This window comes from Burkholderia sp. USMB20 (assembly GCF_000949135.2).
GTDB lineage: Bacteria > Pseudomonadota > Gammaproteobacteria > Burkholderiales > Burkholderiaceae > Burkholderia.
On record NZ_JTAN02000018.1, the window covers coordinates 387,506 to 400,336 of the forward strand.

Sequence of the window (12,831 nt, forward strand, 5' to 3'; positions counted from 1 at the left end):
GCGCAATCGCATCGATCTCATACGATGACTGATGTTGCAGCGATACTCGTCAAGGCCTGCGGCGCCGCGCAGGCCATGTCAGCGGCCACGCGTCAGCTGGCCTGCGTGTCGCGTTCCGCCTCGGCCGCCTCGTGCGCACGGCGCAGCCGCTCGCGGCTGTTGGTCAGGTGCGTGCGCATCGCGGCGCGCGCGGCTTCCGGGTCGTGACGCGCGATCGCCTCGTAAATGTCTTCATGCTCGTGATTGAGCCGGGCGACATAGCGCTCGAGGTCGTCGCCGGCGAAGCGCGCCGAATTCACGCGCGTGCGCGGAATGATCGACGCGCCGAGCTGCGTCATGATGTCGACGAAATAGCGGTTGCCGGTGGACTGCGCGATCTGCAGGTGGAACTGGAAATCGAGTGGTGCCGTGTCGCGGCCGCCGCCCGCCCCCGACGCGATCGCGTCGAGCGCGCGCCGCAACGCGGCGAGGTCGGTATCGTTCGCGCGCTGCGCGGCGAGGCTCGCGCATTCGCTTTCGAGACTGATGCGCAGCTCGAGCACCGCCAGCACGTCGCGCAGCGTCGTGATGGTCGCGGGATCGATACCGAGCGTCTGCCGGCGCGCCGGCTCGAGCACGAAGCTGCCGATGCCGTGGCGCGTCTCGACGAGGCCGCTCGCCTGCATCCGCGAGATCGCTTCGCGCACGACCGTGCGGCTGACGCCCTGCGCCGCCATGACTTCGGTTTCGGTCGGCAGCTTGTCGCCGGGACGCAGCGTGCCGTTTTCGATCTGCGCGGTCAGCGCGTCGACGACATCTTGTGCGAGGCTGCGTGCGCGACGGCGCGGCGCTGCGGGAAGCGTGGGCACGGACATGAGGCCGGTTCCTTTTTGAATGATCGTAATGTGAGCCGAGGGTTTACGCGGGGTTTGAGCGAACGCCGATGATTCATTATACTGCGTCACAAGTCATCCGACGACTGATGATCGCGACACGGATCTCCTGTCGACCGAGGCTGGCGCTCCAGCGCTGCCCGGTCCCGTGGTTCGCGATCGGCCGGCATTCGCGCTTCTGCGCGGCTGCCGGCGCCCGGTTTCGCGACCGATCGAAGCGCGCTTGCGCGCGTGCTCCGGCCTGTCGCGACACCGGCATCGAGCGGGTCGCCCCCATCCTTTCGGGTTGCTGTCGACATGCGGGGCTTGCGCACCGCGCACGTCGGTTGTCGAATGATCGCACCTCCCGCCGCGCGCAGCAAAGATTTTGCCGCACGGCATCGCCCACTCTTTTGCCACCGCCGCCATGAACGCCGTCACTGCCTCGCCTTCCCACGACACGCCGCGCATCGTCGACCTGCAAGCCATTCCGGTCGCCGGCCACGACAGCATGCTGCTCAACCTGAGCGGCGCGCACGGCCCGTTCTTCACCCGCAACCTCGTGATCCTGAAGGACAGCGCGGGCCGGACCGGCGTCGGCGAGGTGCCGGGCGGCGAAAGCATCCGCCGCACGCTGGAGGACGCGCGCGCGCTCGTCGTCGGTCAGCCGGTCGGCAATTACCATGCGGTGCTCAACGACGTGCGGCGCACCTTTGCCGACCGCGACGCGAGCGGCCGCGGCCTGCAGACCTTCGACCTGCGCACCACGATCCACGCGGTCACCGCGCTCGAAGCCGCGCTGCTCGACCTGCTCGGCCAGCATCTCGGCGTGCCCGTGGCTGCCCTCCTCGGCGAAGGGCAGCAGCGCGAGCGCGTCGAGATGCTCGGCTATCTGTTCTACATCGGCGATCGCACGCAAACTGCGCTGCCCTATCGCGACGGCCGCGGCGCGACCGACGACTGGACCCGCGTGCGCGACGAAGCCGCGCTGACGCCCGAGGCGGTCGTGCGCCTCGCCGAAGCCGCGCATGCGCGCTACGGGTTCAACGACTTCAAGCTGAAGGGCGGCGTGTTCGAAGGCGCGCGCGAGGTCGACGCCGTGACAGCGCTTGCCGAGCGCTTCCCCGAAGCGCGCGTGACGCTCGATCCGAACGGCGCGTGGTCGCTCGACGAGGCCGTGCGGCTGTGCCGCGACCTGCATCACGTGCTCGCGTATGCGGAAGATCCGTGCGGCGCGGAGAACGGTTATTCGGGCCGCGAGGTGATGGCCGAATTCCGCCGCTCGACCGGGCTGCCGACGGCCACCAACATGATCGCGACCGACTGGCGCCAGATGGGCCACGCGGTGCAGTTGCAGGCGGTCGACATCCCGCTCGCCGATCCGCACTTCTGGACGATGCAGGGCTCGGTGCGCGTCGCGCAGATGTGCCGCGACTGGGGCCTCACGTGGGGCTCGCATTCGAACAACCACTTCGACGTATCGCTCGCGATGTTCACGCACGTCGCGGCCGCCGCGCCCGGCCAGGTCACCGCGATCGACACGCACTGGATCTGGCAGGACGGCGAACGGCTGACGCGCGAGCCGCTGAAGATCGAGAACGGGCTCGTGGAAGTGCCGAAGCGTCCGGGCCTCGGCATCGACATCGACATGGAGGCGGTCGCGGTCGCGCACGAACTGTACAAGCAGCACGGGCTCGGCGCGCGCGACGACGCGGCCGCGATGCAGTATCTGATTCCGGGGTGGACGTTCAACAACAAGCGCCCCTGCCTCGTGCGCTGAGCGCGGGACGAAACGGGCGGCGGGTCCGCCCGGTCGACATGCGCGGCCGGCCGGGCGTAGCCGGCCGCACCTACCCGGCCAGACCTAGCCGGCCGCACCTAGCCGGCCGCCCCTACCCGGCCAGCCCAATCCCCCGCGCCATCCCCGACGCGGCGAGCACGATCACCATCACGAGCACGGCCTGCCAGTGGCCGATCCGCACATAGCTCCGTGCGCGGCCCAGATCGGGCATCTGCTGCTGCCGCGCGGCGATGCGCCAGCGGATCAGCCCGAGCATCGGCACGATCTCGAGCAGCAGGATCAGCACGAGCGCGGTCATCTTGAGGTGAAAGAGCGGCTCATGAAGGTAGTACGACGAGCCCTTCTCGAAGCCGCCGAATGCGCGCGTGAGCCCGGTCGCGATCAGTACCAGCGCGGACAATCCCCAGGCCGCGTCGGCCTTGAACACGCCGGGCAGGTCGGCGGCCTGCGCCGACGCGATGACCCGGCGCAGCGCACGGTTGCGTCCCGCGATCGCGGCAAACGCGACGCCGAATGCCATCAGGTGAACGGCTGCCAGCAACCAGCGGACGATCATTGCGCCTCCTTGTCGCCCGCGCGCCGCGCAGGCCTTGTCAGACGATCTGTTTGAGCGCCGCGTCGAGCGCGAGCACCGCGACGCGGTCGCCCTCGGTCGCGAGCGGCGCGCGCATCACGATCTGCCGGTTATGGCCGACGGCCGCCGGCGAATCCCACAGCAGTTCCACCTTCGGCCGCCGGAACAGGCTGCCGCGACGCGGCGGCACGACGGCCGGCTGCGCACCCTGCTCGCCCGCGGCGGGCGCGACCCGGCCGGGCCAGCGCACCGACAGTTCGCGCGCGTCGTACTGACCGACCTTGCGGCTCTCCATCCAGACGATCGCGGTACGCGTGAGCGTGTCGAGCGAGATCGCGTAGCGGCCGACCGCGAAGCGGCGCGCGGCCACGTTGGTGCGCCACAGCGGCCGCGGGCGGCACATCCAGACGATCGCCGCATACAGCGCCGGCGCGGCGACGAGCCAGCCGTTGGTCGCCGTCACCGCGTGCAGCGCGCGGCGCCAGCCGGCCGCCCACGCGAACGCGCCGATCGACCACACGGCGAACAGGAAACCGATCAGCGCGAAGACCCGCAGCGCCTGGCGCAGCCACTGCGGCAGCGGATGGAACGGCCGCTCGGCGCGCGCGACGGCGCCCGGCAGCGCGAGCAGCAGGAAGATCAGAACGAGATAGACGAACGCCCAGGGCGACGACACCATCGCCGACAGCGACGCGCGATAGCCCATCTGGGACATCGAGAACAGCCAGCGCGCGAGCAGCACGAGACCGATCGCGCGCAACGCGAAGATCACGCCGGCGCCGGGGGCCGGTGCTGCGCGCGTGGTTTTCGTTCTCGCCAAGACTGCTCTCCTCTCGATGTTCGTGCGGGGCCGGATTTCACGGCACGGCCATTATAGGGACATTACCGTCTGGACAGACGGCCGGATGGCGTGCCGGACCGCTTCCGCGGCCGTTCGCGGCGCCGGGCGCGGCGAGAATACAACAGATCCGCGCCGCAGATGTGACAACGCCCCGCCGGAGACCCGGACGGGGCGTCGATGACGGGGCCTCAGCCGCGGTGCGGCCGGCGGCCCGGCATCAGCCTGCGTTGACTTCGCGCAGGACGGTGCGGCGCTTCTGGCGCAGCAGTTCCTCGTAGCCCTTCACGTAGTTCTGCGCCATCACCTTCGACGAGAAACGGGCTTCGAACGCGGCGCGCACCTTCTCGCGCGGCAGCGTATCGAGGCGCTTGAGCGCCGCGACGGCCGACAGTTCGTCTTCGACGACGAAGCCCGACACGCCGTTCTCGATCACTTCCGGCACCGAGCCGCGCTTGAACGCGATCACCGGCGTGCCGCACGCCATCGCCTCGATCATCACCAGGCCGAAGGGCTCCGGCCAGTCGATCGGGAACAGCAGCGCGTGCGCGTTGCCCAGGAATTCGGTCTTTTCCGACTCGCTGATTTCGCCGATGTACTCGACGTGCGGCAGCGCGAACAGCGGCTTGATCTTCTCTTCGTAGTACGCGCGGTCAGCCTTGTCGAGCTTCGCGGCGATCTTGATCGGCAGGCCGGCCTGCTCGGCGATGCGGATCGCGGTGTCGACGCGCTTTTCCGGCGAGATGCGGCCGAGGAACGCGAGGTAGCTCGGCTTCACGTTCGGGATCGGCGTCAGCAGGTTTTCCGGCAGGCCGTGATACACGGTCGACAGCCAGTTCGCCTGCGGCAGCGGGATGCGCTGGTTGTCGGAGATCGACACGACCGGCACGTCGCTGAACGCATTGAAGATCGGCTGCAGTTCCGGCAGGTCGAGACGGCCGTGCATCGTCGTCAGATGCGGGACCGGCTGGCGCGAGAACAGCGAGAACGGGTAGTAGTCGATGTGGCAGTGCAGCACATCGAACTCTTCCGCGCGGCGGCGCACCTGCTCGAGGAGCAGCATGTGCGGAGCCATCACATCGCGGATCGTCGGGTCGAGGCGCAGTGCCTGCGGCCAGCACGCTTCGAGCTTCGCCGACGTTTGCGAATCGCCGCTCGCGAAGAGCGTGACGTCATGCCCCATCTCGACAAGTGCTTCGGTGAGGTAGGACACCACTCGCTCGGTACCACCGTACAGTTTCGGGGGCACCGCTTCGTGCAACGGAGCGATTTGGGCGATTCGCATGCGTAACTCCTAAAAAATCGGCTAAAAACCAGGTATGGGTCGGCAACCTGCCGGCGGTCCGGGCTGGATGCATTTCATCCGAAAAATCGGACGAATCAGCCTGCCGGGGGCGTCGAACCCGCGCTGCTCAAGGAGCGTCGGCGACGCGACAGGCATAGAACGTTTGAAACGAAGACCCGTTGACAGGGGTTCGTAAAAACCTGGAATCGAACCCGGAGCCGATTATCTAGGGTTAATCCCGATACGGCGCACAACATTTCAAACTCTTTGCTTTGTTACAAAGGCGCAACACTTTGCAACCCGCGGACTTGGGTGTCCGTTCTAGAGTGGAAGGCTCTTTTTGGCGTTCCGAGTCATCCGCCACGGCCGGCATCGTGATTCCGGTGCACGCGGCAGGACGGATGCCGGATTTTATCTCAAAATTGATCGCGCGCCCCTGACCAAGGCAAGATTCGCGCTGCGCAATGCACGGCCTTGTTTACAATGCCGGATTATTCAGTCCGGGCGGCCGTGGGCTGCGATCCTGACGATCCGCTCAACCACCGAATCACCGCACGCATATTTTGGAATCTCTCACCCCTGCCCAGCGCAACGCCCACAACGCGAAGCTGTCGAGCTACGCGCATCGGCCGATCGCGTTCCTGTTCCGCTACATCCGCCTGCATCCGGTCGCGCACCTGGTCGTGCTCTGCAGCGTGCTGGCCGCCGTCGGCTGCGCGCTCGGCTCGCAATACGCGATCAAGCACCTGATCGACGTGCTCGCGACCGGGCGCCATCATCCGGGCCCGCTGTGGAGCGCGTTCGCGCTGCTCGTCGGCCTGATCGCGGCCGACAACCTGCTGTGGCGCGTCGGCGGCTGGGCCGCCGCGCACACGTTCGTCGCGGTCACCGGCGACCTGCGGCGCGACCTGTTCCAGTACCTGATCGGCCATTCGCCGACCTACTACTCGGAAAAGCAGCCGGGCACGCTCGCGAGCCGCATCACCGCCACGTCGAACGCCGTCTATACGTCGGAGAACACGATGGCGTGGAACGTGCTGCCGCCGTGCATCGCGGTGATGGGCGCGATCCTGATGATCATCGTCGTGAACCCGCTGATGGCCGCCGGCCTGCTCGGCTGTTCGGCCGTGCTCTCCGTCGTGCTGTTCAAGCTCGCCGGGCGCGGCTCCGCGCGCCATCACGCGTTCGCGTCGAAGGCCGCCGCGGTCGACGGCGAGCTCGTCGACGTGATCGGCAACATGGGCCTCGTGCGCGCATTCGGGATGACGCTGCGCGAACAGAAGCGCTTCGGCGCGACGGTGAAGGCCGAGATGGACGCGCGCCAGCAAAGCCTGTTCTACCTCGAGAAGCTGCGCCTGCTGCACGCGGTGATCACCGCGATGCTGTCCGCCGGCCTGCTCGGCTGGGCGTTGTGGCTGTGGGACCAGGGCCGCGCGACCTCCGGCGACATCGTGCTCGTCAGCTCGCTCGGCTTCACGATCCTGCACGGCACCCGCGACCTCGCCGTCGCGCTCGTCGACGTCACGCAGCACGTGGCACGCCTGTCCGAAGCCGTGAAGACGCTGCTCGAGCCGCACGGGATGCCGGACCGCTCCGACGCGCAGCCGCTGTCGGCCAAGGGCGGCCGCGTCGATTTCGAACGCGTGACGTTCGCGTATCCGCATCGCCGCGCGATCCTCGACCATTTCGATCTCCATATCGAACCGGGCCAGCGCGTCGGCCTGATCGGCAAGTCGGGCGCCGGCAAGTCGACCGTGCTCGCGCTGCTGCAGCGCTTCTACGACACGCAGGACGGCGCCGTGATGGTCGACGGCCAGGACGTGAAGGCGATCACGCAGGACAGCCTGCGCCATGCGATCGCGCTCGTGCCGCAGGACATTTCGCTGCTGCACCGGACCATCTACGACAACATCGCGTATGGCCGCCCCGAGGCGACCCGCGAGGAAGTGCTCGCCGCCGCGCGCGACGCCCGCTGCTCGGAGTTCATCGAGGCGATGCCGGAAGGCTATGACACGATCGTCGGCGACCGCGGCGTGAAACTGTCGGGCGGCCAGCGCCAGCGCATCGCGATCGCGCGCGCGATCCTGAAGGACGCGCCGATCCTGCTGCTCGACGAAGCGACGTCCGCACTCGACAGCGCATCCGAGGAAGCGATCCAGAGCGCGCTCGACCGCCTGATGGTCGGCCGCACGGTGATCGCGATCGCGCACCGGCTGTCGACGCTGCGCAACTTCGACCGGATCATCGTGATGAGCAACGGCAAGGTGATCGACGACGGCAGCCCCGACGTGCTGCGCAATCGTCCGGGCCTGTACCGCGACCTGCTCGCGAAGCAGCACGGCCGCCATCACGCCCCCGACGGCACCGCGCCGACCGGCGAACGCGTGGCCTGACGCCGCCCAGGCAGCATCCCGTCCTGGCAGCCGATAAAAAAACCGCCGTGCGCGAAGCACGGCGGTTTTTTTCATGGCGCCGCGCGACCGTCGCCGCGCGGCACGCGGATCACACGCGCTGCAGGTCGCGCAGGAAGTTGTCGCGCCACACCGACACGTTGTTCTCGCGCAGCTGCGCGATCATGTCCGCATAACGCGCGCGCCGCTCCGCGAGCGGCATCGTCAGCGCCTGCGACAGCGCATCGGCCATCCCGTCGATGTCGATCGGATTGACGATCAACGCGCCCGTCAGCTCGCGCGCGGCGCCCGCGAAGCGCGACAACACCAGCACGCCCGGATCGTCCGGATTCTGCGCGGACACGTACTCCTTCGCGACCAGGTTCATCCCGTCGCGCAGCGGCGTCACGAAGCCCACGCGTGCGAGGCGATACAGTGCGGCCAGCACCTGCCGATCGTACTGGCGGTGGATGTAGAGGATCGGCGCCCAGTCGAGCTCCGCATAGCGGCCGTTGATGCGCCCCGACTCCGCTTCGAGCTGCAGGCGGATGTCCTGGTACGCGCGCAGGTCGGCGCGCGTCGATGGCGCGATCTGCAGGAACGACACGCGGTTGCGGATCGAGGTCTGGTGCTCCAGCAGCTTCTCGAACGCGCGGAACCGCTCGACGAGCCCCTTCGAATAATCGAGCCGGTCGACGCTCATGATCAGTTGGCGCCCGCGTAGCGACGTGGCCATGCGCGCGGCCTTGCCGTGCTCGCCCGCCTGCGCGAGCGACGCGATCTCGTCCGGATACACGCCGATCGGATAGGCGGCCGCGCGCAGCGTGTTGCCGAACGCGCTCACGCGCACCGTGTGCCCTTCGCGCGCCACTTCGCCGCCGGCCTCGAACTCGATGTAGTCGCAGAACGCGCGCAGGTCCGGCTCGGTCTGGAAGCCGAGCAGATCGAACGCGCACAGCGACTCGACGAGCTCGCGATGCGGCGGCACGTTGACGAGCACCTGCGCGGCCGGAAACGGAATGTGCAGGAAAAAGCCGATGCGGTTCTTCACGCCGGCCGCACGCAGCGCACGCGCGAACGGGATCAGGTGATAGTCGTGCACCCAGATCACGTCGTCGCCCTGCAGCAGCGGCACGAGCTGCTGCGCGAGCCAGACGTTCACGCGGCCGTAGCCGTCGAACTCGTGGCGGTCGTACTGGATCAGGTCCGCGCGGTAATGGAACGCGGGCCACAGCGTCGCGTTCGAGAACCCGCGGTAGTACTGGTCGTAATCGCGGCGCGACAGCCCGACGGTTGCGAATGTCACGGGGCCGCGCTCCTCGATGCGGATCTGCGGCGCACCGGACGCGACCACCTCGCCGCTCCAGCCGAACCACATGCCGCCCGTCTCCTTCAGCGCATCGTAGACGCCGATCGCGAGACCGCCCGCCGCCGGCTCGCCTTCCGAAATCGGGGCGACGCGGTTCGAAACGATGATGAGTCGACTCATGCGCCCTGCAGCTCCGCGCCAAGCCAGCGGGCGATCTGCGCGTGCAGCGCGTCGACCGAGTCGAGCCGCGTGCGGGCCGACGTCTCGCCCGCGCCGACCTTGATCGACAGGCCGCCGCGCGCGTTGACCACCGCGAAGCCCTTCTCGTCGGTCAGGTCGTCGCCCGCGAACAGCGGCACGCGGCCCGCGAACGGCGGCTCGTCGAGGAACGCGGCCAGCGCGCGCCCCTTGTCGACGCCCTTCGGCTTGATCTCGAACACCATCTTGCCGGGCTGCAGCACGTACGCATCCGCGTATTCGGCGACGAGGCGCTCGGCCGCTGCGCGCGCAACCGGCTCACGCTCGGGCGCGTTGCGGTAGTGCAGCGCGACGGCCGCGCCCTTGATTTCGAGCAGCATGCCCGGATGACGGTCGACGACGGCCGCGAGCTCGCGCTCGATGCGCAGCAGCCGTTCGTCGTTGAAGCCGATGCGCTGCGTGTCGCCGTTCGCGTCGCGCCGCTCGGCGCCGTGCAGGCCGGCGATCGGCAGGTCCGGCATGTTCAGGAACGTGTCGAGGTTGTCGATGCCGCGCCCCGACACGATGGCGACTGCACCGTGCGAACGGCGCCGCAGTTCATCGAGCAGCGTCAGCAGCGACGGCGGCACGTGAATGCTGTCGGGCGTCGGCGCCAGCTCGACGAGCGTGCCGTCGAAGTCGAAAAAGAACGCGGTATCGGTCAGGGACAGGGAAGCCGGAACGGATTGCATCGATTCGATGGTCTGAGAGCGGCCTGCCAACGCGGGGGCCGCCGCTGCGAGAATGGAATTGTGCGCATCTTACCGCGCCTGCGTACCGAGATGGGCGAAACCGGTGCGGGGCTTGCCTCGCGCCGCCGCCCGCGTCAACTGCGACATATTGCCCCGCTCGCCCGTGCCGTACGGGTTTCGAAAGGACGCGGGCGCGGGAATTGCGCTACAGTCGGCAACCGCCGGCCGCGCGACGCATGGCGCCGCGCCGGCCGACGACCGTTCCGTCCGATCGAGCCCCAGGATGTCGTCTGCCCGTCCCGCGCCGCACTGGCGCTTCCTCAGCCTGACCCGCCTCGTCCGCACGGCCGCGGCACTGACCGCCGCCGTCGCGCTCGCCGCCTGCACGCACGACGAGCCGGGCTGGCGCCTGACCAACGTCACGGGCCACCTGCCCGACCTGTCGTTCACGCTCACCGGCGGCGACGGCCGCACGGTCGACGCGAACGCGTTTCGCGGCCGCATCGCGCTCGTCTACTTCGGCTACACGCACTGTCCCGACGTCTGCCCCGAAACGATGGCGCGGCTGATGGAAGTGCTCGCGAAGCTCGGCCCGCAGGCGAACGGCGTGCGCATCCTGTTCGTCTCGGTCGATCCCGCGCGCGACACGCCGCAGGCGATGCAGTCGTACGTCGCCGCGTTCGATGCCGCACACGCGCGCGGCCTGACCGGCACCGACGGCCAGATCGAATCGCTCGCGAAACGCTATCGGGTCGCGTACCAGATGGAAAAACGCGACCCGTCCGGCGGCTACGAAGTCACGCACAGCTCGGCCGTGTACATCTTCGACGCGACCGGCCGCGCGCGCCTGCTCGCGACCGACCGCGATTCGCCCGACGCGATCGCCGCCGATGTCCGCCGTATCATCGACACCGCCTCCACCTCCTCCTGAATTCCGAACTCCGACATCTCCGACATGAAGACGACCCTCAAGACGTTCGCCCTCCTCGCCGCGCTGTGCACCGCTGCGCAAGCCTGTGCCGCGGGCGCGATCACCGCGCAGAATGCATGGGTGCGCTGGCTGCCGAACCGGCTGCCCGCGGGCGGCTACGTGACGCTCGTCAACACGGGCGACAAGCCGGTCGACCTGGTCGACGTCGACAGCCCCGACTACGGGATGGCGATGCTGCACCAGACCGTGTCGAACGGCTCGACGCAGAAGATGGAAATGGTCGACAAGCTGACGATCCCAGCGCGCGGCAAGGTCGACATCGCGCCGGGCGGCTATCACTTCATGCTCGAGGAACCGAAGCACGCGATCAAGCCCGGCGACACCGTGCGCCTGCGCCTGAAGTTCTCCGACGGCGAAACGGTCGACACGCCGTTCGCCGTGAAGTCGCCGGCCCAGGCGAAGTGATGCGCGCGCGATGAACGTCCTGTACTGGCTCGATCCGTGGGAACCGTCGCCGACCGTGGTCATCGCGGTGCTGACGGCCGCCGTGCTGTTCGCGCGCGGCGTGAAGAAGGCGAAGGTGTCGCCGCTGCGGCAGTTCTCGTTCTGGCTCGGGCTGACGGCGCTCTACATCGCGCTGCATACGCGGCTCGACTACTTCTTCGAGCACGAATTCTTCCTGCACCGCGCGCAGCACCTGGTGCTGCATCACCTCGGGCCGTTCTTCATCGCACTGGCCTACCCGGGCGCCGCGATCCGCGCGGGCATTCCGTTTCGCTGGCGGCAGCGCTTCGTGCGCCCCGCGCTCGCGTGGGCACCCGTGCGCGCGACGCTCGACGTGGTGTTCCATCCGGTCGTCGCGGTCGTGCTGTTCGTCGGGCTGATCTATTTCTGGCTGCTGTCGCCGATCCACTTCGTCGCGATGCTCGACTGGCGCCTGTATCGCGTGATGAACTGGAGCATGGTGATCGACGGGCTGCTGTTCTGGTGGCTCGTCGTCGATCCGCGTCCCGCGCCGCCCGCGCGGCTGTCGCCGGGCCGCCGGATCCTGATCGTCGTCGCGGCGATTCCGCCGCAGATCGCGCTCGGCGCGCTGATCTTCTTCACGCCGCACGAGCTGTATCCGATCTACTCGATCTGCGGACGCGCATTCACGTGGCTCAGCCCGCTGCGCGACCAGCAGATCGGCGGCCTGCTGCTGTGGATTCCGGGTTCGATGATGAGCGTGATCGGCGCGCTGATCGCGCTGCGGCACTGGTTGCGGTTGTCCGCGCGCGGCCGCTTGATCGAAGAGCGGGCTGCCGTCTTGCACGCGGCACGCCCGCCGGTGACGCGCGCCGCCCACTGATGGCGCGCCGCGCGTCAGCCGCGCGCGCTGGTCATCCACACGTGCGGGATGCCGTCCTCGTCGTGCACGTCCGAACTCGGCGTGAAGCCGAATGCCCCATAGAAGCGCTGCAGGTGCGCCTGCGCATGCAGGCTCACCTGCGCATCCGGCCACTGCGCGCGGATGTGCCCGAGCGCGCGCGAGAGCAGCGCGTTACCGAGGCCCGCACCGCGAAACGCGGCGGTCGTCAGCACGCGGCCGATGCGCACGTCAGGGTGCTGCGCATCCGGCAGCAGCACGCGCAGGTAACCGGCGAGACGGCCCGCGGGATCGTATGCGGCCAGGTGCCACGCAGCCTGGTCCGCACCGTCGATGTCGCGATAGACGCAGTTCTGCTCGACGACGAACACGGCGCTGCGCGCGTCGAGGATCGAATAGACTTCGCGCGCCGTCAGCGCGTCGAAGAATTTCCAGTGCCAGTCGAGATCGTCGGCATGCAGAGATGCGGCGGGTGCGGAAGCATTCATGGTCGGTCCTGATTCGGGCGCGCCGGCCGGCGCGCGGCAACTGTCGATTATGCCTCGAAGCGCACCCGG

12 protein-coding genes are annotated in these 12,831 nt (G+C 68.5%); 5 read left to right on the forward strand and 7 right to left on the reverse strand.

The window, feature by feature from the left end:
- Positions 1-92 precede the first annotated feature (92 nt).
- Complete coding sequence (locus tag PL79_RS23935; protein WP_044844738.1) at positions 93-854, reverse strand: FadR/GntR family transcriptional regulator; 762 nt, start codon at positions 852-854, stop codon at positions 93-95.
- Between the two features lie 424 nt (positions 855-1,278).
- On the opposite strand from PL79_RS23935, the gene gudD reads away from it, so the two are divergent.
- Positions 1,279-2,631 (forward strand): glucarate dehydratase, encoded by a 1,353-nt coding sequence (gudD, locus tag PL79_RS23945; RefSeq protein ID WP_044844739.1) that lies wholly within the window; start codon positions 1,279-1,281, stop codon positions 2,629-2,631.
- Between the two features lie 112 nt (positions 2,632-2,743).
- Here gudD and PL79_RS23950 read toward each other — a convergent pair whose 3' ends face one another.
- The 3 genes from PL79_RS23950 to PL79_RS23965 form a co-directional block, all read right to left on the reverse strand.
- The gene (locus PL79_RS23950; protein ID WP_044844740.1) at positions 2,744-3,208 is read right to left on the reverse strand and encodes a DUF2214 family protein; all 465 of its coding nucleotides are present in this window, start codon (positions 3,206-3,208) and stop codon (positions 2,744-2,746) included.
- A gap of 37 nt (positions 3,209-3,245) precedes the next feature.
- Positions 3,246-4,046, reverse strand: coding sequence for a hypothetical protein (locus PL79_RS23955; protein WP_044844741.1), 801 nt, complete (start codon positions 4,044-4,046; stop codon positions 3,246-3,248).
- A 238-nt stretch (positions 4,047-4,284) separates the two neighbouring features.
- Positions 4,285-5,349: a glycosyltransferase family 4 protein gene (locus tag PL79_RS23965; RefSeq protein WP_044844742.1), complete on the reverse strand. Its 1,065-nt coding sequence runs from the start codon at positions 5,347-5,349 to the stop codon at positions 4,285-4,287.
- Positions 5,350-5,912: 563 nt separating this feature from the next.
- Between PL79_RS23965 and PL79_RS23970 the strand changes: the two genes are divergently transcribed.
- Positions 5,913-7,742, forward strand: a complete 1,830-nt coding sequence (locus PL79_RS23970; protein WP_044844743.1) for an ABC transporter ATP-binding protein — start codon at positions 5,913-5,915, stop codon at positions 7,740-7,742.
- 109 nt (positions 7,743-7,851) lie between these two features.
- On the opposite strand, the gene otsA is transcribed toward PL79_RS23970, so the two are convergent.
- Both otsA and otsB read right to left on the reverse strand, forming a co-directional pair.
- Entirely contained in the window at positions 7,852-9,228 is a 1,377-nt protein-coding gene (otsA, locus tag PL79_RS23975) for an alpha,alpha-trehalose-phosphate synthase (UDP-forming) (protein WP_044844744.1), read from the reverse strand.
- Entirely contained in the window at positions 9,225-9,977 is a 753-nt protein-coding gene (otsB, locus tag PL79_RS23980) for a trehalose-phosphatase (RefSeq protein ID WP_044844745.1), read from the reverse strand. The genes otsA and otsB overlap by 4 nt, the downstream gene beginning before the upstream one ends.
- Positions 9,978-10,260: 283 nt before the next feature.
- Here otsB and PL79_RS23985 point away from each other — a divergent pair, with 283 nt between their 5' ends.
- The 3 genes from PL79_RS23985 to PL79_RS23995 are packed head-to-tail and all read left to right on the forward strand — an operon-like array spanning position 10,261 to position 12,256.
- Positions 10,261-10,908 carry an SCO family protein gene (locus tag PL79_RS23985; RefSeq protein ID WP_044844746.1) on the forward strand — a complete coding sequence of 216 codons (648 nt, stop codon included), beginning with the start codon at positions 10,261-10,263 and terminating at the stop codon, positions 10,906-10,908.
- A 24-nt stretch (positions 10,909-10,932) separates the two neighbouring features.
- Entirely contained in the window at positions 10,933-11,373 is a 441-nt protein-coding gene (locus tag PL79_RS23990; RefSeq protein ID WP_044844747.1) for a copper chaperone PCu(A)C, read from the forward strand.
- Between the two features lie 10 nt (positions 11,374-11,383).
- Complete coding sequence (locus PL79_RS23995) at positions 11,384-12,256, forward strand: cytochrome c oxidase assembly protein (RefSeq protein WP_044844748.1); 873 nt, start codon at positions 11,384-11,386, stop codon at positions 12,254-12,256.
- A 14-nt stretch (positions 12,257-12,270) separates the two neighbouring features.
- On the opposite strand, the gene PL79_RS24000 is transcribed toward PL79_RS23995, so the two are convergent.
- Entirely contained in the window at positions 12,271-12,762 is a 492-nt protein-coding gene (locus PL79_RS24000) for a GNAT family N-acetyltransferase (protein WP_044844749.1), read from the reverse strand.
- Positions 12,763-12,831 lie beyond the last annotated feature (69 nt).